This is a genomic window from Pseudomonas sp. BN505, assembly GCF_029873175.1.
GTDB lineage: Bacteria > Pseudomonadota > Gammaproteobacteria > Pseudomonadales > Pseudomonadaceae > Aquipseudomonas > Aquipseudomonas putida.
In genome coordinates this window covers 239,049-258,622 of record NZ_SSOI01000067.1, presented here as the reverse complement: position 1 = coordinate 258,622, position 19,574 = coordinate 239,049, and the positions used below count along the sequence as shown (strand labels likewise).

Genomic DNA, 19,574 nt, shown 5'->3' with positions numbered 1-19,574 from the left:
AGGGGGTGGATGTGAACGATATCATGGCAATGCCGTTCAGTATTTACAACACACCGCCCTGCAACCTGTCCGCTTCAGCGTTTCATTCGCCGATGTAGTCCCGAGGTACCCGTTTCAGATTGCAGAAGATCTGGTAGGGAATGGTGCCCGCTTGCGCGGCTACTTCGCTGGCCAGAACCTGCTTGCCCCACAATTCGACCGGGCTGCCGACGGTGGCTTGCGGCACGTCGGTCAGGTCGATGTTGAGCATGTCCATCGACACCCGGCCGATCAGCTGGGTGCGCTGGCCGGCGACCAGCACCGAGGTGCCGTTGGGCGCCTGCCGTGGGTAGCCATCGGCATAGCCCATGGCGACCACGCCAACACGGGTTGGCCGTGGGCTGACGAACTTGGCGCCGTAGCCCACCGGCTCGCCGGCAGGCAGCTCGCGCACGCTGATGACCCGCGATTGCAGGGTCATCACCGGTTGCAGGCGTGCGGCCTGGGCCTGGGGCACTTCGAACGGCGTGGCGCCGTACAGCATCAGGCCTGGGCGTACCCAATCGCCGGGCGCTTGCGGCCAGCCCAGCACGCCGGGCGAGTTACGCAGGCTGCACTCGGCAGCCAGGCCCTGGCGGGCGGCTTCGAACACGGCGATCTGCTGGGCGGTGGCGTCGGCATCCAGTTCGTCAGCGCGGGCAAAGTGGCTCATCAGCACGATGCGCGAAACCTTGCCGCTGGCCAGCAGGCGCTGGTAGGCGTCATGGTAGTCCTTGGGGTGCAGGCCGACGCGGTGCATGCCGCTGTCCAGCTTCAGCCAAATGGTGAGCGGCTTGTGCAGCTGGGTTTTCTCGATGGCTTCCAGCTGCCACAGCGAGTGCACCACGCACCACAGGTCGTGCTCGGCAATCAGCGCCAGCTCGCTGGCTTCGAAGAAGCCTTCCAGCAACAGCACCGGGGCCTTGATACCGGCGGCGCGCAACTCCAGCGCCTCTTCGATGCAAGCCACGGCAAAGCCGTTGGCTTCGGCCTCCAGGGCCAGGGCGCAGCGTACGGCACCGTGGCCATAGGCGTCGGCCTTGATCACTGCGAGGGCTTTGGCACCGGTCAGTTCACGGGCCAGACGGTAGTTGTGGCGCAGGGCCTGGAGGTCGATCAGGGCGCGGGCGGGACGCATGGCGGCTGCCTTATGGTGGTTCGGGTTGAAATCGGTGTTGGATTCTTCGCGGGCTCGCCCGCTCCCACAGGAGCATCACAGGTATTGAAAACTGTGCAGTACCTGTGGGAGCGGGCGAGCCCGCGAAAAGGCCGGTACGGGCTATTACTGCTGGTGAACCGGCGCGCCCTGCCCGTGCTTGGTCGCTTCCCGGCTGTTGCCATAACGGGAAATGTCCAGGCCTTCGGCACTGATCTGCGGTTTCTTGCGCGCAATCAGGTCGGCCAGCAGGCGACCGGAGCCGCACGCCATGGTCCAGCCCAGGGTACCGTGACCGGTGTTCAGGAACAGGTTGCGGAAAGCCGTGGCACCAACGATCGGCGTGCCGTCCGGGGTCGCCGGGCGCAGGCCGGTCCAGAAACTGGCCTGGCTCAGGTCACCACCGCGAGGATAAAGGTCGTTGACGATCATCTCCAGCGTTTCGCGCCGACGCGGGTTCAGCGACAGGTCAAAACCGGCAATTTCAGCCATGCCGCCAACCCGGATACGGTTGTCGAAACGGGTGATCGCGACCTTGTAGGTCTCGTCGAGAATGGTCGAAGTCGGGGCCATGTCGCCGTTGGTGATCGGTACGGTCAGCGAGTAGCCCTTCAGCGGGTACACCGGCGCCTTGATGCCCAGCGGCTTGAGCATCTGCGGCGAGTAGCTGCCCAGCGCCAGCACGTAGCGGTCGGCGGTTTCCAGCTTGCCGTCGATCCACACGCCATTGATGCGGTCGCCCGCGAAGTCCAGGCGTTGGATGTCCTGGCCAAAACGGAACTCCACACCCAGCTTGATGGCCATGTCGGCGAGCTTGGTGGTGAACATCTGGCAGTCGCCGGTCTGGTCGTTAGGCAGGCGCAGGGCGCCGGCCAGAATGTCCTTCACGCCAGCCAGGGCGGGTTCGACGCGGGCAATACCCTCGCGGTCCAGCAGTTCGTAAGGCACGCCGGACTGCTCGAGCACGGCAATATCCTTGGCCGCGGCATCCACCTGGGCCTGGGTGCGGAACAGCTGGGTGGTACCCAAAGAGCGGCTTTCGTAGGCAATGCCGGTTTCGGCGCGCAGTTCGTCCAGGCAGTCGCGGCTGTACTCGGACAGGCGCACCATGCGCTCCTTGTTCACCGCGTAACGGCTGGCGGTGCAGTTGCGCAGCATCTGTGCCATCCACAGGTACTGGTCGACGTCGCCGGTGAGCTTGATGGCCAGGGGAGCGTGGCGCTCCAGCAGCCACTTGATGGCCTTCAGCGGCACGCCTGGGGCGGCCCAGGGCGAGGCATAGCCGGGCGAGATCTGGCCGGCGTTGGCAAAACTGGTTTCCATGGCCACCGCCGGCTGGCGGTCGACCACCGTCACTTCGAAACCTTGCCGGGCCAGGTAGTAGGCACTGGCGGTTCCGATTACACCGCTACCAAGTACCAGAACTCGCATCGTTATATCCCTCACACGCGGCACGCCGCAGACTTTTATTGATATGGCATGAATGGGCGCAGTATAGGAATTTGAGACCAGTGCAATTCACTATATAAAAGCCTATTATTGGCGAGAATTCTCGGCAAAATCGCCTTTCACGGAGGGGCATCCCCTATGAGAACCCAGCACCAGAGCAAGCGTGAACTGGACAAGATCGACCGTAACATCCTGCGGATCCTGCAGAATGACGGGCGTATTTCCTTCACCGAACTGGGCGAGAAAGTTGGGCTGTCCACCACCCCTTGCACCGAGCGGGTTCGCCGCCTGGAGCGCGAGGGCATCATCATGGGCTACAACGCCCGTCTGAACCCGCAGCACCTCAAGGGCAGCCTGCTGGTGTTCGTGGAAATCAGCCTGGACTACAAGTCGGGCGACACCTTCGAGGAGTTCCGCCGCGCGGTCTTGAAGCTGCCCCACGTGCTGGAATGCCACCTGGTGTCAGGTGACTTCGACTACCTGGTGAAGGCGCGCATTTCGGAGATGGCGTCGTACCGCAAGCTGCTTGGCGACATCTTGCTGAAGCTGCCGCACGTGCGCGAATCGAAGAGCTACATCGTGATGGAAGAGGTGAAGGAAAGCCTCTGCCTGCCGATCCCGGACTGAGGCTAGACCAGCACCTGCCGGGTTGTGGCGATGAACTGGTGCACGAGTTGCTCGGCTGCGGGCTCGATCATCGGCTCAGGGCCACGGCCACGCGGGCAGGCCATGCGTGGCGTGGTGCCAAACAGGCGGCAGATCATCGGGCGCTCTTCATACACCGTACAACCGTTGGGGCCCAGGTGCACACAGTCCAGGCGCTCCAGGGCAGCTGCCTGCTCGGCCTGGGACTTGCGCGGCAGGCGGGCCATTTCTTCTGTCGACGTAGTGACCGGGCCACAGCAGTCGTGGCAGCCGGGCTCGCACTCGAACGAGGGAATGAGTTCGCGCAGGAAGTGGATCTTGTGGCGGTTGCAGGACATGACCAAGTACAAAGCTGATGGAAAAGTTGGATTATAAGCCCATTCGCGGGCTTGCCCGCTCCCACAGGTAACTCGCAGGTCTCAAGATTGTAGAGTACCTGTGGGAGCGGGCGAGCCCGCGAACGAGGGCGCAGCCCTCGCCTTGTTGCCCACTACCCCACCCCGACTTATCCTCCTCCCCTAGCCCACCAGCCTCAGGACCAACCCCATGATCCACAGCGCGCAGCATGCCGCCTCCTACTACGCCGCCAGCAGCGCGCCACACCCTGACTACTCCTTCCTGCAGGGCGAGCACAGCGCCGATGTATGCATCGTCGGCGGCGGCTACTCGGGCCTGAACACTGCCATCGAACTGGCCGAACGCGGCCTGTCGGTCATCCTGCTGGAAGCGCGCAAACTGGGCTGGGGCGCCAGCGGGCGCAATGGCGGGCAGTTGATCCGCGGCGTCGGCCACGGCCTGGAACAGTTTCTGCCGGTAATAGGCGAGGAAGGCGTGCGCAGCATGAAGCTGATGGGCCTGGAGGCCGTGCAGATCGTCCGCGAGCGGGTCGAGAAGCATGCCATCGCCTGCGACCTGACCTGGGGCTACTGCGACCTGGCCAACAAGCCGGCCGAGCTGCTGGGCTTTGCCGAAGAAGCCGAAGAACTGCGCAGCCTGGGCTACGCGCATGAGCTGCGGCTGGTCGGCAAGGACGATATCCACAGCGTGGTCGGCGCCGACTGCTATGTGGGCGGGCTGATCGACATGGGCTCCGGCCACCTGCACCCGCTCAACCTGGCCTTGGGTGAAGCGGCCGTGGCCAGCAGCCTGGGCATAAAGCTGTTCGAGCAGTCCGAGGTTAACCGCATCGACTACGGCCCCGAAGTGCAGGTGCATACCGCCCAGGGCCGGGTACGCGCCAAGACCTTGGTGCTGTGCTGCAACGCCTACCTCAATGGCCTCAACCGCGAGCTGGGCGGCAAGGTGCTACCGGCCGGCAGCTACATCATCGCCACCGAACCGCTCGGCGAAGAGCGCGCCCGCACGTTGCTGCCACAGAACATGGCGGTATGTGACCAGCGCGTGGCGCTGGATTACTACCGCCTGTCCGCCGACCACCGCCTGCTGTTCGGCGGTGCCTGCCACTATTCAGGCCACGACCCGAAAGACATCGCCGCCTACATGCGCCCGAAGATGCTCAAGGTGTTCCCGCAGCTGGCCGACGTGCGTATCGACTACCAGTGGGGCGGCATGATCGGCATTGGCGCCAACCGCCTGCCGCAGGTTGGCCGCCTCGCCAGCCAGCAGAACGTGTATTACGCCCAGGCCTACTCAGGCCATGGGCTCAACGCCACCCACCTGGCCGCGCGCCTGCTGGGCGAGGCCATCAGTGGCCAGGAAAGCGGGCGTTTCGATCTGTTCGCCAAAGTGCCGCATATCACCTTCCCCGGCGGCAAGCACCTGCGCTCGCCGCTATTGGCGCTGGGCATGCTGTGGCACAGGCTCAAAGAGCTGATCTGAAAACTGACGCGGTCGGTGTAGGACCGGCCTTGCGTCTCGTTGTTAGTCTTTCCAGAAGGGTTTACGCCCTTCGGTACGGGCCTGCTCCCAGCTCAGCCCGACATCACGCAACTCGTCATCCGTCAGCTGCAGCAGCGCCCTACGGGTGTGCCAGCGATGCAGCATCAGCCCCCAACGTCCAAGCCCTTCCGGCGCGTTGAATACCTTGGCCTGCTGCCCGGCTTCCAGTTCCCTGGCCATCAGTTGCAAGCGCACATCGCTCATGCCGCCCATCACCGCACCCTCTCGTTCAGTTGATACCGTGGAGACAGGATGCGCGTCGGCACCATCGACAATACAGATCCAATACAGCCTTATTATTCCCATACAGAATTGGCCGTCGGCCGACTGAATGCTGTATTTTCAGCCCAACTGTACCGGTCGCTATGCCAATGCAGCGCAGGAGTATGCCGTGACCCTCTACCTGAACCTGGCCGAACTGCTCGGCGCCCGTATCGAGCAAGGCCTGTATCGCCCCGGCCAGCGCCTGCCATCGGTGCGCGCCCTTAGTGTGGAACACGGGGTAAGCCTGAGCACCGTGCAGCAGGCCTATCGCCTGTTGGAAGACGGCGGCATGGTCTCGCCCAGGCCCAAATCCGGTTATTTCGTCAGCGACCACCGCCTTTTGCCCGCCCTGCCCGCCGTCAGCCGCCCGGCCCAGCGCCCGGTGGATATCTCGCAGTGGGAGCAAGTGCTGGAGCTGATCCGCAGCACGCCGCGCCAGGATGTGGTCCAGCTCGGCCGTGGCATGCCCGACATCAACAGCCCTACCCTCAAGCCGCTGTTGCGTAGCCTGGCTCAGTTGAGCCGGCGCCAGGACATGCCTGGCCTGTATTACGACAACATCCACGGCAACCTGGCCCTGCGTGAGCAGGTGGCGCGGCTGATGCTCGACTCCGGTTGCCGCCTGAGCCCGGCCGACCTGGTCGTGACCACCGGTTGCCACGAGGCGCTGTCGTGCAGCATTCGTGCGGTCTGCGAGCCAGGCGACATCGTCGCGGTCGACTCGCCCAGCTTCCACGGTGCCATGCAAACCCTGAAGGGCCTGGGCATGAAGGCGCTGGAAATTCCCACCGACCCGGTGACCGGCATCAGCCTGGAGGCGTTGGAACTGGCGCTGGAACAGTGGCCGATCAAGCTCATCCAGATCACCCCCAGCTGCAACAACCCGCTCGGCTACATCATGCCCGAGGCCCGCAAGAAGGCCCTGCTGAGCCTGGCCCAGCGCTACGACGTGGCGATTCTGGAGGACGATGTGTACGGCGACCTGGCGTACACCTACCCGCGCCCGCGTACGCTCAAGTCGTTCGACGACGATGGCCGCGTGCTGTTCTGCAGCTCGTTTTCCAAGACCCTCGCCCCCGGCCTGCGGGTGGGCTGGGTGGCGCCCGGGCGCTACCTGGAGCGGGTGCTGCACATGAAGTACATCAGCACCGGCAGCAGCGCCAGCCAGCCGCAGCTGGCCATCGCCGACTTCATCGCCGGCGGCCACTACCAGCCCCACGTGCGGCGCATGCGCAGCCAATACCAGCGTGGCCGAGACCTGATGAGCGAATGGGTAACCCGCTACTTCCCGCCGGGCACCCGGGTCAGCCGCCCCCAAGGTGGCTTCATGCTGTGGGTGGAACTACCCGAACATTTCGATACGCTGCGCCTGAACCGGGCTTTACTGGAGCAAGGTGTGCAAGTTGCGGTGGGCAGCATCTTCTCGGCCTCGGGCAAGTTTCGCCACTGCCTGCGCATGAACTTCGCCGCGCGGCCGACGCCGCAGATCGAGGCTGCCGTGCGCAAGGTAGGGGAAACCGCCCTTCGTCTACTGGATGAAGAAAGCGCTGACGCGTAACTTTGCGCCGCCCGCCACGGTCCAACCTCAAAGCCCTTGCTGCACAGGACGATCCACCCTTGAGACTCCAGCACACCTTGCCTCTGCTGCTGGTGCTGCTGCTCGGCCTTGCCGGCTGCGCCAGCGTCAGCTCGCCCCGCGAAACCAGCCAGGCGCTGCCCGCCAATGACTCCGCCTTCGGCCGCTCGGTACTGCGCCAGGCAGCACCCTACGGCGGCCGTTCGGGCTTTCGCCTGCTGCCCAACAGCAATGAAGCGTTCCGCGCCCGTGCCGAACTGATCCGCAACGCCCAAGCGAGCATCGACCTGCAGTACTACATCGTCCACGACGGCCTCAGCACCCGCGCCCTGGTGCATGAACTGCTGCGTGCCGCCGACCGTGGCGTGCGTGTGCGCATCCTGCTGGACGACACCACCAGCGACGGCCTGGACACCATCATGGGCACCCTCGATGCCCACCCCAACATCCAGATCCGCGTGTTCAACCCGCTGCACCTGGGCCGCAGCACAGGCGTAACGCGCGCCATGGGCCGGCTGTTCAACCTGTCGCGCCAGCACCGCCGCATGCACAACAAGCTGTTCCTGGTGGACAACAGCATGGCAATTGTCGGCGGGCGTAACCTTGGCGACGAGTATTTCGATGCCGAGCCCAACCTCAACTTCACCGACATCGACCTGCTGGGTATAGGCCCGGTGGCCGAGCAGTTGGGGCACAGTTTCGACCAATACTGGAACAGCGCCCTCAGCCGGCCGATCACCGACTTCCTCTGGCGTGAGCCGGATGCCAACGACCTGCGTGCCAGCCGCCATCGCCTGGAAGTGTCCCTGGCCGAGGCGCGCACCCAGCGCAAAGCCCTGTATGACCGCTTGATGGCCTACCAGTCGCAACCGCGCCTCGATGTGTGGCGCAACGAGCTGATCTGGGCACACGCCCAAGCGCTATGGGATGCCCCAAGCAAGGTGTTGGCTGACGACGAGCCAGACCCGCAACTGCTGCTGAGCCAGCAACTGGCACCAGACCTGGCCAACGTGCACCACGAGCTGATCCTGGCTTCGGCCTACTTTGTGCCGGGTGAACCGGGGCTGCTGTACCTGACCGGCCGCGCCGACGCCGGCGTTTCGGTGAAACTGCTGACCAACTCGCTGGAAGCCACCGACGTGCCGGCGGTGCATGGCGGCTATGCACCCTATCGCCGGGCCTTGCTTGAGCACGGGGTGGAGCTTTACGAGCTTCGCCGCCAGCCAGGCGATCCCAGCGCAGGGCGGTTGAGCTTCCGTGGTAGCTCGGATTCGAGCCTGCACACCAAGGCGATCGTTTTCGACCGGCGCAAGACCTTCATAGGCTCGTTCAACTTCGACCCACGTTCAGTGCTGTGGAACACCGAGGTCGGGGTGCTGGTAGACAGCCCGGAGCTGGCCGCATACACACGCGAACTGGCCCAACAGGGCATGGCGCCCGCGCTGAGCTATCAAGTGAAATTGATGGGTGACAAGCTGGTGTGGGCCACCGAGGACAATGGCCAGCGGCACGTACTGACGTCTGAACCGGGTGGGATGTGGCGGCGGTTCAATGCCTGGATCAGCAAGGCGGTTGGCTTGGAGAAGATGTTGTAGGCGCTATCGTTGGGGCTGCTTCGCAGCCCATCGCGACACAAGGCCGCTCCCACAAGGGTACGGTGTACACCGATCAATGTGGGAGTGGCCTTGCGTCGCGAAAGGGCCGCAAAGCGGCCCCAAAATCCATCAGGCAGAAACCGGTTCAAACGCTCCACGCCGCTGAGTCAGCACCACCAGCCCCGCAGCCCCCGCCGCCATCAGCCACAGCAGCGCATGCCCGCTGACCCACTGGCTCCCCGCCCCCGCCAGCAACGGCCCGAGCAGGCAACCAATACCCCACAGCTGCGCAACATGGGCGTTGGCCCGCACCAGCGCATCATCACGGTAGCGCTCGCCAATCAGCACCAGCGACAAGGTGAACAAGCCCCCTGCACTGGCCCCGAACAACACCCACAACGGCCAGATCGCCGGGGTATGCAGCAAGAGCGGAATCGCCAGGCTGGACACCAGCAACGTCACCGCGCAGCCGGTGAACAGGGTGCGGCGCGACATATGATCGGCCAACGCGCCGATGGGCAACTGCAGCACCGCATCCCCCACCACCACGGTACTGACCATGAACAGGGCGATCTCGGTGGTGAAGCCCTGCTGCAGGCAATACACCGGCAGCAAGGTAAGAATCATTGCCTCGAACGAAGCGAACAGGGCAATGGCCCAGGCGATCACCGGCAAACGCCGGCAGAAACGGAACAGGTCGCCGAAGGTAACGTTGCAGGCTTCCGTGCTCGGTGCACCGCCACGCCCCAGCAGGATCAGCGGCGCGACCAGCAGCAGGCCCGTCGCGGCCCAGAAACCGAAGTCGTCATCGGAGCCGAGAAAGCCCAGCACCAGCGGCCCGGCCAGCTGGCTCAAGGCGTAGCTGCTGCCGTACAACGCCACCAGGCGGCCACGCCACTGCTCGACCACCAGCTGGTTGATCCAGCTTTCGCCGAGGATGAACACCACGGTCAGGGACATGCCGATCATCAGCCGCAGCAGCAGCCACAGAGGGTAGCTTGGCAACAGGGCCAGCAGGCCGATCGACAGCGCCCCACCCCACAGGCACAGGCGCATCGCCGAGGGCACGCCAACCCAGCCTGCCAGGCGGCTGGCCAGGCTGGCACCGGCCAGTACGCCCAGCGCCGGCATCGCCGCCATCACACCGATGGCAAAGCTGCCGTAGCCCCAGGCCTCCAGGCGCAGGGACACCAGCGGCATGCTCACGCCAAGCGCCAGCCCGACACTGAGCACCGATGCCAGTACGGCGAAGTAGGTACCCCAACGCATTGCAGCCTCCCAGGCAGAATTCGTGAACAGCAAAAACGACGAAGCCGGGTCAGCGTGAGCCGACCCGGCTATTGTTGGGGCTGCTGTGCAGCCCATCGCCGGCAAGCCGGGCTCCCACAGGTACAACGGAGGCCTTGCGGGCTGCGAAGAACCTGTGGGAGCTGACTTGCCGGCGATTGGGCCGCAACGCGGCCCCCTGGAGTTACAGCTTGATCCAGGTCGCCTTCAGCTCGGTGTATTTCTCCAGCGCATGCAGCGACTTGTCACGGCCGTTGCCCGACTGCTTGAAGCCACCGAACGGTGCGGTCATGTCGCCGCCGTCGTACTGGTTGACCCAGACGCTGCCAGCGCGCACGGCACGGGCGGTCTTGTGGGCCTTGGAAATGTCCGACGTCCAGATGCCAGCGGCCAGGCCGTATGGCGTGTCGTTGGCAATGGCGATGGCCTCTTCGGCGGTGTCGAAGGCAATCACCGACAGCACCGGGCCGAAGATTTCTTCCTGGGCAATGCGCATGGCATTGGTCACGCCGTCGAAGATGGTCGGCTCGACGTAGGTGCCGCCAGTCTCTTCCAGGGTGCGCTTGCCGCCGGCCAGGAGCGTGGCGCCGTCCTTGTGGCCAGCCTCGATGTACGACAGCACGGTGTTCATCTGCTGGGTGTCAACCAGGGCACCGACCGTGGTCTGTGGGTCCAGCGGGTTGCCTGGCTTCCAGCCTTTCAGGGCCTCGACCACCATCGGCAGGAACTTGTCCTTGATCGAACGCTCGACCAGCAGGCGCGAGCCTGCGGTGCACACTTCGCCCTGGTTGAAGGCGATGGCGCTGGCAGCGGCTTCGGCAGCAGCTTGCAGGTCCGGCGCGTCGGCGAAGACGATGTTCGGGCTCTTGCCACCGGCTTCCAGCCAGATGCGCTTCATGTTCGATTCGCCTGCGTACACCATCAGCTGCTTGGCGATCTTGGTCGAACCTGTGAACACCAGGGTGTCGACGTCCATGTGCAGGGCCAGGGCCTTGCCTACGGTGTGGCCATAGCCTGGCAGCACGTTCAGCACGCCAGCCGGGATACCGGCTTCGATCGCCAGTTGGGCGATGCGGATGGCGGTCAGCGGCGATTTTTCGGACGGCTTGAGCACCACCGAGTTACCGGTAGCCAGCGCTGGGCCGAGTTTCCAGCAGGCCATCAGCAGCGGGAAGTTCCACGGTACAATGGCACCGACCACACCTACCGGCTCGCGGGTAACCAGGCCAAGCTGGTCGTGCGGGGTCGGGGCGACTTCGTCGTAGACCTTGTCGATGGCTTCGGCAGTCCAGTGAATGGCTTGCGCCGCACCCGGGATGTCGATGCTGGAGGAGTCGCCAATCGGCTTGCCCATGTCCAGGGTTTCAAGCAGCGCCAGCTCTTCAACGTTCTTGCGCAGCAGGTCGGCGAAGCGGATCAGCTTGGCCTTGCGCTTGGCCGGGGCCAGCTGCGACCACACGCCAGCGTTGAAGGTGGCGCGGGCGTTTTCCACAGCGCGGTTGGCATCGGCCAGGTCGCAGCTGGCAACCTTGGCCAGGAAGCGTCCGTCGACCGGGCTCAGGCACTCGAAGGTTTCACCGGATGCGGCATCGGTGTATTCGCCGTTGATGAAGGCGCGGCCTTCGATCTTCAGTTGCTGGGCACGTTGTTCCCAGTCCGCACGGGTCAGGGTAGTCATACGAAACTCCTCCTCTTGTTTAGGTGCAACGCCGCACTGAGGACTCACAGGCGTTGTCAGAATTCTGGCCGGGCGACGAGCGCACACTGGCAAGCGATACCCTAAACCAGCCGGTGTAAACTATCAATATATTTGACACGAAAGGCTCAAAAGCCTACTGATGTTCATTTTATTAAACAAAAACAGGAGCCGCACCATGAGAATCGACAGCATCATCGACTTCGCGCAGGTCATCACCGAGGCCGAACGCTACCGCCCGGCGGCGGAAAAAATCCTCAAGGGCGAGCCAGACCAGGCGGTCTACAACCACTACTCCAGCCCTTGCGGGCAGTTTGCCGCTGGCGTGTGGGAAGGTGAGGTGGGGCAGTGGACGGTGAACTACACCGAGCACGAGTACTGCGAGATCGTCCATGGCGTTTCGGTGCTGCGCGACCAGGACGGGGCTGCAAAGACCCTGCGTACCGGTGATCGGTTTGTCATCCCGGCCGGTTTCAAGGGCACCTGGGAGGTGCTGGAGCCTTGCCGCAAGATCTATGTGATGTTCGAGCAGAAATGAGCTGACGCCCGTGCAGCCATAAAAAAACCCGCGTCCTTTCGGATGCGGGTTTTTTTCAGGTCGCCGATCAATTACTTGATCTTGGCTTCCTTGTACACCACGTGCTTGCGAACAACCGGATCATATTTCTTGATCTCGATTTTGTCCGGGGTGGTGCGCTTGTTCTTGTCGGTGGTGTAGAAGTGGCCGGTACCGGCACTCGAAACCAGACGGATCAATTCACGCATGATGTTCTCCCTTAAACCTTGGCGCCAGCTTTACGGATGTCAACCAGAACGGCGTCGATGCCGCGCTTGTCGATGATACGCATGCCCTTGGCGGAAACGCGCAGACGCACGAAACGCTTCTCGGATTCAACCCAGAAACGGTGGTGCTGCAGGTTCGGCAGGAAACGACGACGGGTTTTGTTGTTTGCGTGGGAAATGTTGTTCCCGGTTACTGGACCCTTACCAGTAACTTGACAGACTCTCGACATGACTCAGCCCTCTAAAACCACATGCCCAACCCGGCATGGGTTGGCCGCTTAATCTCTCAGTCTTTGGCGCCTGGGCGCCGTGATTCTGGAGGTCTTATCGACCGGATCCGCTTATGCGACAGGCCGAGCCCCTAGAAAAGAGCGCTGCTTTATACCAGAAAGACTTGCTTGCAACAACAGTAGATACACATTGCCGCAAGCCAGAACGCGCCGGGCCAGCATAGCGGCAGGCCCCGTCAGCCGTCGACCGCTCGTCGCCAGATTTGTAAAAAAGGGTGTGGTCATTTACCGGCAGGCACACTAGGGTAGGCCTTTTCCAGACTGCACTGGCAGATGGGCCACCGACAGCCAAGGAGCCACCATGCGTGCTGCCGCCCTTTCCTTATTGTTCAACTCTCTGTTCGCCGCCGGCGCCCTGTTCGCTGCCGGCGTAGCCCAGGCCGCGCCGCTGAGCGTTTGCAGCGAAGCCAGCCCCGAAGGCTTCGACGTGGTGCAGTACAACTCGCTGACCACCACCAACGCCACAGCTGACGTGCTGATGAACCGCCTGGTGGAGTTCGACGCGGCGCAAGGCAAGGTGGTGCCGAGCCTGGCAGCCAGCTGGACAGTGTCGACCGACGGCCTTGTGTATGATTTCACCCTGCGCGATGGCGTGAAATTCCACACCACCCCCTACTTCAAGCCAGGCCGTGAGCTGAACGCCGACGATGTGCTGTTCAGCTTCCAGCGCATGCTCTACCCCGCCCATGCCTGGCACAAGACCGCACCGGGTGGCTACCCGCATGCCCAGTCGCTTCAACTGGGCAGCCTGATCAAGGCAATCGAGGCCCCGGCGCCAAACACCGTGCGCTTTACCCTCAGCCACCCGGACGCCACATTCCTGGCCACGCTGAGCATGGGCTTCGCCTCGATCTACTCCGCCGAATATGCCGACAAGCTGCTGAAGGCCGGCACCCCCGAGAAGCTCAACAACCAGCCGATTGGCACCGGGCCGTTCGTCTTCCAGCGCTTCCAGAAAGACGCCGTGGTGCGCTATCGCGCCAACCCTGACTACTTTGCCGGCAAGCCGGCGGTCGACCCGCTGATTTTCGCCATCACCACCGATGCCAACGTGCGCCTGCAGAAGCTCAAGCGTGGCGAGTGCCAGGTGGCCCTGTCGCCCAAGCCGCTGGACATTGCCGAAGCAGGCAAGGACGGCAACCTCAAGGTGGCCACCACCCCGGCCTTCATGACCGCCTTCGTCGCCATCAACAGCCAGCACCCGCCACTGGACAAACCGGAAGTGCGCCAGGCCATCAACCTGGCGTTCGACAAGCAGGCCTACCTCAAGGCCGTGTTCGAAGGCTCCGCAGTGGCCGCCAACGGCCCCTACCCGCCCAGCACCTGGAGCTATGCCAAGGACCTGCCCGGCTACCCGCTGGACCTGAAGAAAGCCAAGGCCCTGCTGACCAAGGCCGGCCTGGGCGATGGCTTCAGCACTACCATCTGGACCCGCCCGTCGGGCAGCCTGCTCAACCCCAACCCCAGCCTTGGCGCGCAGATGCTGCAGGCCGACCTGGCCAAGATCGGCGTCAAGGCCGAGATCCGCGTAATCGAATGGGGCGAGTTGATCCGCCGCGCCAAGGCCGGCGAGCACGACCTGCTGTTCATGGGCTGGGCGGGCGACAACGGCGACCCGGACAACTTCCTCAGCCCGCAGTTTTCCTGCGCTGCGGTCGAGTCGGGGACCAACTTTGCCCGCTTCTGCGACAACCGCCTGGACCAGCTGATCAGCGCCGGGCGCACCACCAACGACCAGAGTGTGCGTAGCCGGCTGTACCAGCAGGCGCAGACGTTGATCCAGCAGCAGGCGCTGTGGGTACCGCTGGCGCACCCGAAGGCGGCGACGCTGCTGCGCCAAGGTGTGGAGGGGTACCAGGTGAGCCCCTTCGGGCGGCTGGATTTCAGCAAGGTGTCGGTGACCAAGTAATCCTGTGCTGGCCTTCTCGCGGGCTTGCCCGCGAGAAGGCCAGCACAGGCAGTACCAAGGCCTAAGCCACAATCCACCCATGCTCGACCATCGACAACGGCTCCCCGTCGCCGATGATGATGTGGTCCAGCACCCGCACGTCGATCAACGCCAACCCCCGCTTCAGCGACAAGGTCAGATGCACATCGTCCTGGCTCGGTTCGTTGTTGCCTGAAGGATGGTTGTGGCACAGGATCAACGCCGCCGCGTTGTGCAGCAGTGCCCGCCGCACTACCTCCCGCGGGTAGACACTGGCCCGGTCTATCGTGCCCCTGAACAGGATCTCAAACGCCAATGGGCGGTGCTTGGTATCCAGAAACAGGCAACCGAATACCTCACTGATCTCATGACGCAACATGGCCTTGAGATAGCGCCGCACCGCCGCAGGGCCCTCAAGCGCGGCTGCGCGCTCCAGGTTCTCATCCAGATAACGCCGGCCAATCTCCAACAGCGCCTGTAACTGTGCGTATTTCACAGCGCCAATGCCCGGCTCGCGCAGCACCGCTTCCCGTTCGGCCTCCAGAAACTGCCTGAGCCCGCCAAAACGCACCAGCAGCCCTCGCGCAAGGTCCAGCACATTGCGCCCGGCAACCCCGGAGCCCAGCAGTACGGCAAGCAACTCTGCATCCGACAGCGCAGTAGCCCCACGCTGCAACAACTTCTCCCTCGGCCGTTCTTCCGCCGGCCACTCCCTGATATTCATCCCTGCCCCTTGCTGCGGCCCATTTCGGCCATGTGTTAATCTATTTCGCCTCGTACATGCGACGTACTGCCGCAGGCAATTTCAAACGTCGCCGCCCGCTCTCACTGGAAAAAGGCAAGCCTATGCAGCGGCTGTATCGCAAGCGCATCGTTCTCGGCGTGGGTGGCGGCATTGCCGCCTACAAAAGCGCCGAGCTGATCCGCCGTCTCCTGGAGCACGGCGCGCAGGTGCGCGTCGTCATGACCCGTGGTGGTGCCGAGTTCATCACCCCGCTGACCCTGCAGGCGCTGTCGGGCCACCCGGTGCACATGGACCTGCTTGACCCTGCCGCCGAAGCGGCCATGGGCCATATCGAACTGGCCAAGTGGGCCGACCTGGTGCTGATCGCCCCGGCCACGGCCGACCTCATGGCGCGCATGGCCCAAGGTATGGCCGACGACCTGCTGACCACCCTGGTGCTGGCCACCGACGCAACCGTCGCCGTGGCCCCGGCCATGAACCAGGCCATGTGGCGCGACCCGGCTACCCAGGCCAACCTCGAACTGCTCAAGAGCCGTGGCATCCAGGTGTTCGGCCCGGCGTCCGGCAGCCAGGCCTGTGGCGACGTGGGCCTGGGCCGCATGCTCGAAGCCAACGACCTGGCCTGGTGCGCCGCAGAAAGCTTCAAGCGCCAGGCGCTGACCGGCAAGCACGTGCTGATCACCGCCGGCCCGACCCAGGAAAACATCGACCCGGTGCGCTACATCACCAATCATAGCTCCGGCAAGATGGGCTTCGCCTTGGCCGAAGCGGCTGCCGAGGCCGGGGCTCGGGTCACCCTCGTTACCGGCCCTGTGCACCTGCCAACCCCCGACAGGGTCAGCCGCATTGACGTGGTCAGCGCGCGGGACATGCTCGCGGCCTGTGAAGCGGCCATGCCGTGCGACCTGTTCATCGCCTCGGCGGCGGTTGCGGACTACCGCCCGGAGGTCGTTGCCACGCAAAAGTTGAAGAAAGATCCTACGACCGGCGACGGCATGCTGCTGCAGATGGTGCGCAATCCCGATATCCTTGCCACCATTGCTGGCCGCAGCGACCGCCCGTTCAGCGTCGGCTTCGCCGCCGAAACCGAACACCTGCTCGATTACGCCACGCGCAAGCTCAAGGACAAGAACCTCGACCTGATCGTCGCCAATGATGTGGCCAACCCCAGCATCGGCTTCAACAGCGAAGAAAACGCCTTGACCGTGATCGACCGCCAGCAGCACCAGACCCTCTTCGCGCAGACCAGCAAGGGCAAGATCGCCCGGCAACTGGTCGCCTTCATCGCCGATCGGCTCAATCAGGTTCAATAAGTTACATGCACGCTCTTCAAGCCAAGATCCTCGACCCACGCCTGGGTACCGAATTCCCCCTGCCGGCCTACGCCACCCCCGGCTCCGCCGGCCTGGACCTGCGCGCCCTGCTCCAGGAGGACACCGTCCTCGAGCCAGGCCAGACCCTGCTGATCCCTACCGGCCTGTCGATCTACATCGGCGACCCGGGCCTGGCGGCGATGATCCTGCCGCGTTCGGGCCTGGGCCATAAGCACGGCATCGTGCTGGGTAACCTGGTCGGCCTGATCGACTCGGACTACCAAGGCGAGCTGATGGTGTCTTGCTGGAACCGTGGCAATACGCCGTTCACCATCGCAGTTGGCGAACGAATCGCCCAGCTGGTGCTGGTCCCGGTGGTACAGGCCCACTTCGACATCGTCGAAGCGTTCGATGAAAGCCAGCGTGGCGCTGGCGGCTTCGGTCACTCCGGCAGCCACTGAGCTGGCAAATGACCGTTCAGGCCAAGGATGGCGAACTCTCTGGCGAAAGCACCGTCCAAGCGTTCAGTCTGCGCCTGCCCAGAAAGCCTTTGACTAACGGAGCTTCCAGAGATGAACGATATGGCCCACCTGGTCCCCGCCGCACTACCCGACAGCATTTTCCGCGCGTATGACATCCGCGGCGTGGTCGGCAAAACCCTCCACGCCCAAACCGCCTACTGGATCGGCCGCGCCATCGGCGCGCAGAGCCTGGCCCAGGGAGAACCGCAGGTTTCTGTAGGCCGCGATGGCCGCCTGTCGGGCCCAATGCTGGTCGAACAGCTGATCAAGGGCCTGGTCGACGCCGGTTGCCAAGTCAGCGACGTCGGCCTGGTGCCCACCCCGGCGCTGTACTACGCGGCCAACGTGCTGGCCGGCAAGTCGGGCGTGATGCTGACCGGCAGCCACAACCCGTCAGACTACAACGGTTTCAAGATCGTCATCGCCGGCGACACCCTGGCCAATGAACAGATCCAGGCCCTGCTGACCCGCCTGAAAACCAACGACCTGACCTTGGCCGAAGGCCGCGTGGAAAAAGTCGAAATCCTGGAGCGTTATTTCCAGCAGATCGTCAGCGACGTGAAACTGGCCAAAAAACTCAAAGTGGTGGTGGACTGCGGCAACGGCGCTGCCGGCGTGGTCGCGCCACAGTTGATCGAAGCCTTGGGCTGTGAAGTGATCCCGCTGTTCTGCGAGGTCGACGGCAACTTCCCCAACCACCACCCGGACCCGGGCAAGCCGGAAAACCTTGAAGACCTGATCGCCAAGGTCAAGGAAACCGGTGCCGACATTGGCCTGGCCTTCGACGGTGACGGCGACCGCGTCGGCGTGGTGACCAACACCGGCAGCATCGTCTACCCCGACCGCCTGCTGATGCTGTTTGCTCAGGACGTGCTGGCACGCAACCCGGGCGCCGAGATCATCTTCGACGTCAAATGCACCCGTCGCCTGACCCCGCTGATCGAACAGCACGGCGGCCGCGCACTGATGTGGAAGACCGGCCATTCGTTGATCAAGAAGAAGATGAAACAGACCGGCTCGCTGCTGGCCGGCGAAATGAGCGGTCACATCTTCATCAAGGAACGCTGGTACGGTTTCGATGATGGTATCTACAGCGCTGCGCGCCTGCTGGAGATCCTCAGCAAGGCCGGGCAGAGCGCCGAAAACCTGTTTGCCGCCTTCCCGAACGATATTTCCACGCCGGAAATCAATATTGATGTGACCGACGAGGGTAAATTCAGCATCATTGATGCACTGCAACGCGACGCCGACTGGGGCGAAGCCAACCTGACCACCATCGATGGTGTGCGGGTCGACTATCCCCACGGCTGGGGCCTGGTTCGCGCCTCCAACACCACCCCGGTGCTGGTGCTGCGCTTCGAGGCCGATAGCGACGCCGAGTTGCAACGTATCAAGGATGTTTTCCGTACCCAGTTGCTGCGGGTTGAGCCTGAGCTGCAACTGCCGTTCTGACCGACTATCTGTTCCTTACAGGAGCCCTGCATGACCCTCGATCGCGATGCCGCTTCCCATGTAGCCGAGGTTTTGTCCGAAGCACTGCCTTACATCCGCCGCTTTGTCGGCAAGACCCTGGTGATCAAGTACGGCGGCAACGCGATGGAAAGCGAGGAGCTGAAAACAGGCTTCGCCCGTGACATCGTGCTGATGAAGGCTGTGGGCATCAACCCGGTGGTGGTCCACGGTGGTGGCCCGCAGATCGGCGACCTGCTCAAGCGCCTGTCGATCGAAAGCCACTTCATCGACGGCATGCGTGTCACCGACTCGGCGACCATGGACGTGGTGGAGATGGTGCTGGGTGGCCAGGTCAACAAGGACATCGTCAACCTGATCAACCGCCACGGCGGCAGCGCCATCGGCCTGACCGGCAAGGACGCGGAGCTGATCCGCGCCCGCAAGCTGACCGTCAGCCGCCAGACGCCTGAGATGACCACCCCGGAAATCATCGACATCGGCCACGTGGGCGAAGTGGTGAGCGTGAACACCGATCTGCTGAACATGCTGGTGAAGGGTGACTTCATCCCGGTGATCGCGCCAATCGGCGTGGGCGCCAACGGTGAGTCATACAACATCAACGCCGACCTGGTGGCGGGCAAGGTAGCCGAGGCGCTGAAAGCCGAGAAGCTGATGCTGCTGACCAACATCGCCGGCCTGATGGACAAGCAGGGCCAGGTACTGACCGGCCTGACCACCGAGCAGGTCAACGAACTGATCGCCGACGGCACCATCTACGGCGGCATGCTGCCGAAGATCAAATGCGCACTGGATGCGGTGCAGGGCGGCGTGAACAGCTCGCACATCATCGACGGCCGCGTACCGAACGCGGTGCTGCTGGAAATCTTCACCGACAGCGGCGTGGGTACCCTGATTACCAATCGCAAGCCACGCTGATCGTTGACCTGTCCCGGCCTCA

19 protein-coding genes are annotated in these 19,574 nt (G+C 63.6%); 10 read left to right on the top strand and 9 right to left on the bottom strand.

Annotated elements, in window-relative coordinates:
- Positions 1-82 precede the first annotated feature (82 nt).
- Both alr and dadA read right to left on the bottom strand, forming a co-directional pair.
- Positions 83-1,156: an alanine racemase gene (gene alr / locus E8E78_RS23660; RefSeq protein WP_016502214.1), complete on the bottom strand. Its 1,074-nt coding sequence runs from the start codon at positions 1,154-1,156 to the stop codon at positions 83-85.
- 144 nt (positions 1,157-1,300) lie between these two features.
- Complete coding sequence (gene dadA / locus E8E78_RS23655) at positions 1,301-2,605, bottom strand: D-amino acid dehydrogenase (protein WP_019472517.1); 1,305 nt, start codon at positions 2,603-2,605, stop codon at positions 1,301-1,303.
- A gap of 156 nt (positions 2,606-2,761) precedes the next feature.
- On the opposite strand from dadA, the gene dadR reads away from it, so the two are divergent.
- Positions 2,762-3,250, top strand: coding sequence for a transcriptional regulator DadR (gene dadR, locus E8E78_RS23650; RefSeq protein ID WP_003258963.1), 489 nt, complete (start codon positions 2,762-2,764; stop codon positions 3,248-3,250).
- A 2-nt stretch (positions 3,251-3,252) separates the two neighbouring features.
- Here dadR and E8E78_RS23645 read toward each other — a convergent pair whose 3' ends face one another.
- On the bottom strand, positions 3,253-3,606 hold the full coding sequence (locus E8E78_RS23645; protein WP_016502216.1) for a YkgJ family cysteine cluster protein: 354 nt from the start codon (positions 3,604-3,606) through the stop codon (positions 3,253-3,255).
- Between the two features lie 208 nt (positions 3,607-3,814).
- Here E8E78_RS23645 and E8E78_RS23640 point away from each other — a divergent pair, with 208 nt between their 5' ends.
- Positions 3,815-5,107 (top strand): FAD-binding oxidoreductase, encoded by a 1,293-nt coding sequence (locus tag E8E78_RS23640; RefSeq protein ID WP_061204038.1) that lies wholly within the window; start codon positions 3,815-3,817, stop codon positions 5,105-5,107.
- Positions 5,108-5,149: 42 nt separating this feature from the next.
- On the opposite strand, the gene E8E78_RS23635 is transcribed toward E8E78_RS23640, so the two are convergent.
- Positions 5,150-5,380, bottom strand: coding sequence for a DUF1127 domain-containing protein (locus E8E78_RS23635; protein ID WP_016502218.1), 231 nt, complete (start codon positions 5,378-5,380; stop codon positions 5,150-5,152).
- 178 nt (positions 5,381-5,558) lie between these two features.
- Between E8E78_RS23635 and E8E78_RS23630 the strand changes: the two genes are divergently transcribed.
- Together E8E78_RS23630 and E8E78_RS23625 are read left to right on the top strand one after the other, a co-directional pair.
- Positions 5,559-6,989, top strand: coding sequence for a PLP-dependent aminotransferase family protein (locus E8E78_RS23630; RefSeq protein WP_162465303.1), 1,431 nt, complete (start codon positions 5,559-5,561; stop codon positions 6,987-6,989).
- Between the two features lie 59 nt (positions 6,990-7,048).
- Entirely contained in the window at positions 7,049-8,602 is a 1,554-nt protein-coding gene (locus E8E78_RS23625; RefSeq protein WP_280312612.1) for a phospholipase D family protein, read from the top strand.
- 129 nt (positions 8,603-8,731) lie between these two features.
- Here the strand turns inward: E8E78_RS23625 and E8E78_RS23620 are convergent, their stop codons facing one another.
- Positions 8,732-9,871 carry an MFS transporter gene (locus E8E78_RS23620; RefSeq protein WP_016502221.1) on the bottom strand — a complete coding sequence of 380 codons (1,140 nt, stop codon included), beginning with the start codon at positions 9,869-9,871 and terminating at the stop codon, positions 8,732-8,734.
- 202 nt (positions 9,872-10,073) lie between these two features.
- Entirely contained in the window at positions 10,074-11,567 is a 1,494-nt protein-coding gene (locus E8E78_RS23615) for an aldehyde dehydrogenase (protein WP_049275895.1), read from the bottom strand.
- Between the two features lie 196 nt (positions 11,568-11,763).
- Here E8E78_RS23615 and E8E78_RS23610 point away from each other — a divergent pair, with 196 nt between their 5' ends.
- A complete protein-coding gene (locus E8E78_RS23610) occupies positions 11,764-12,123 on the top strand; it encodes a cupin domain-containing protein (protein ID WP_049275894.1) in 360 nt (119 codons plus the stop codon).
- Between the two features lie 71 nt (positions 12,124-12,194).
- Here the strand turns inward: E8E78_RS23610 and rpmG are convergent, their stop codons facing one another.
- Together rpmG and rpmB are read right to left on the bottom strand one after the other, a co-directional pair.
- Positions 12,195-12,350 carry a 50S ribosomal protein L33 gene (gene rpmG, locus E8E78_RS23605; RefSeq protein WP_003253507.1) on the bottom strand — a complete coding sequence of 52 codons (156 nt, stop codon included), beginning with the start codon at positions 12,348-12,350 and terminating at the stop codon, positions 12,195-12,197.
- 11 nt (positions 12,351-12,361) lie between these two features.
- Positions 12,362-12,598: a 50S ribosomal protein L28 gene (gene rpmB, locus E8E78_RS23600; RefSeq protein ID WP_003253504.1), complete on the bottom strand. Its 237-nt coding sequence runs from the start codon at positions 12,596-12,598 to the stop codon at positions 12,362-12,364.
- 361 nt (positions 12,599-12,959) lie between these two features.
- Between rpmB and E8E78_RS23595 the strand changes: the two genes are divergently transcribed.
- Positions 12,960-14,567, top strand: a complete 1,608-nt coding sequence (locus E8E78_RS23595; protein WP_049275893.1) for an ABC transporter substrate-binding protein — start codon at positions 12,960-12,962, stop codon at positions 14,565-14,567.
- 61 nt (positions 14,568-14,628) lie between these two features.
- Here the strand turns inward: E8E78_RS23595 and radC are convergent, their stop codons facing one another.
- On the bottom strand, positions 14,629-15,309 hold the full coding sequence (gene radC / locus E8E78_RS23590) for a DNA repair protein RadC (protein WP_049275892.1): 681 nt from the start codon (positions 15,307-15,309) through the stop codon (positions 14,629-14,631).
- A gap of 122 nt (positions 15,310-15,431) precedes the next feature.
- Here radC and coaBC point away from each other — a divergent pair, with 122 nt between their 5' ends.
- The 4 genes from coaBC to argB all read left to right on the top strand — a co-directional run bounded on the left by coaBC (position 15,432) and on the right by argB (position 19,552).
- A complete protein-coding gene (gene coaBC / locus E8E78_RS23585) occupies positions 15,432-16,643 on the top strand; it encodes a bifunctional phosphopantothenoylcysteine decarboxylase/phosphopantothenate--cysteine ligase CoaBC (RefSeq protein WP_049275891.1) in 1,212 nt (403 codons plus the stop codon).
- Positions 16,644-16,648: 5 nt separating this feature from the next.
- Positions 16,649-17,104: a dUTP diphosphatase gene (gene dut, locus E8E78_RS23580; RefSeq protein ID WP_049275890.1), complete on the top strand. Its 456-nt coding sequence runs from the start codon at positions 16,649-16,651 to the stop codon at positions 17,102-17,104.
- Positions 17,105-17,215: 111 nt separating this feature from the next.
- A complete protein-coding gene (locus E8E78_RS23575) occupies positions 17,216-18,616 on the top strand; it encodes a phosphomannomutase/phosphoglucomutase (protein ID WP_049275889.1) in 1,401 nt (466 codons plus the stop codon).
- A gap of 30 nt (positions 18,617-18,646) precedes the next feature.
- Positions 18,647-19,552 carry an acetylglutamate kinase gene (gene argB, locus E8E78_RS23570; RefSeq protein ID WP_004575216.1) on the top strand — a complete coding sequence of 302 codons (906 nt, stop codon included), beginning with the start codon at positions 18,647-18,649 and terminating at the stop codon, positions 19,550-19,552.
- Positions 19,553-19,574: the final 22 nt, after the last annotated feature.

What these genes read in the sequence shown, in the direction of transcription:
- E8E78_RS23595 (WP_049275893.1), top strand. Translation starts at nt 12,960, where the DNA reads ATGCGTGCTGCCGCCCTTTCCTTATTGTTCAACTCTCTGTTCGCCGCC.
- rpmB (WP_003253504.1), bottom strand. Translation starts at nt 12,598, where the DNA reads ATGTCGAGAGTCTGTCAAGTTACTGGTAAGGGTCCAGTAACCGGGAAC.
- E8E78_RS23620 (WP_016502221.1), bottom strand. Translation starts at nt 9,871, where the DNA reads ATGCGTTGGGGTACCTACTTCGCCGTACTGGCATCGGTGCTCAGTGTC.
- coaBC (WP_049275891.1), top strand. Translation starts at nt 15,432, where the DNA reads ATGCAGCGGCTGTATCGCAAGCGCATCGTTCTCGGCGTGGGTGGCGGC.
- E8E78_RS23635 (WP_016502218.1), bottom strand. Translation starts at nt 5,380, where the DNA reads ATGGGCGGCATGAGCGATGTGCGCTTGCAACTGATGGCCAGGGAACTG.
- alr (WP_016502214.1), bottom strand. Translation starts at nt 1,156, where the DNA reads ATGCGTCCCGCCCGCGCCCTGATCGACCTCCAGGCCCTGCGCCACAAC.
- dut (WP_049275890.1), top strand. Translation starts at nt 16,649, where the DNA reads ATGCACGCTCTTCAAGCCAAGATCCTCGACCCACGCCTGGGTACCGAA.
- E8E78_RS23640 (WP_061204038.1), top strand. Translation starts at nt 3,815, where the DNA reads ATGATCCACAGCGCGCAGCATGCCGCCTCCTACTACGCCGCCAGCAGC.
- E8E78_RS23615 (WP_049275895.1), bottom strand. Translation starts at nt 11,567, where the DNA reads ATGACTACCCTGACCCGTGCGGACTGGGAACAACGTGCCCAGCAACTG.
- argB (WP_004575216.1), top strand. Translation starts at nt 18,647, where the DNA reads ATGACCCTCGATCGCGATGCCGCTTCCCATGTAGCCGAGGTTTTGTCC.
- dadA (WP_019472517.1), bottom strand. Translation starts at nt 2,605, where the DNA reads ATGCGAGTTCTGGTACTTGGTAGCGGTGTAATCGGAACCGCCAGTGCC.
- E8E78_RS23575 (WP_049275889.1), top strand. Translation starts at nt 17,216, where the DNA reads ATGAACGATATGGCCCACCTGGTCCCCGCCGCACTACCCGACAGCATT.
- rpmG (WP_003253507.1), bottom strand. Translation starts at nt 12,350, where the DNA reads ATGCGTGAATTGATCCGTCTGGTTTCGAGTGCCGGTACCGGCCACTTC.
- E8E78_RS23645 (WP_016502216.1), bottom strand. Translation starts at nt 3,606, where the DNA reads ATGTCCTGCAACCGCCACAAGATCCACTTCCTGCGCGAACTCATTCCC.
- dadR (WP_003258963.1), top strand. Translation starts at nt 2,762, where the DNA reads ATGAGAACCCAGCACCAGAGCAAGCGTGAACTGGACAAGATCGACCGT.
- radC (WP_049275892.1), bottom strand. Translation starts at nt 15,309, where the DNA reads ATGAATATCAGGGAGTGGCCGGCGGAAGAACGGCCGAGGGAGAAGTTG.
- E8E78_RS23610 (WP_049275894.1), top strand. Translation starts at nt 11,764, where the DNA reads ATGAGAATCGACAGCATCATCGACTTCGCGCAGGTCATCACCGAGGCC.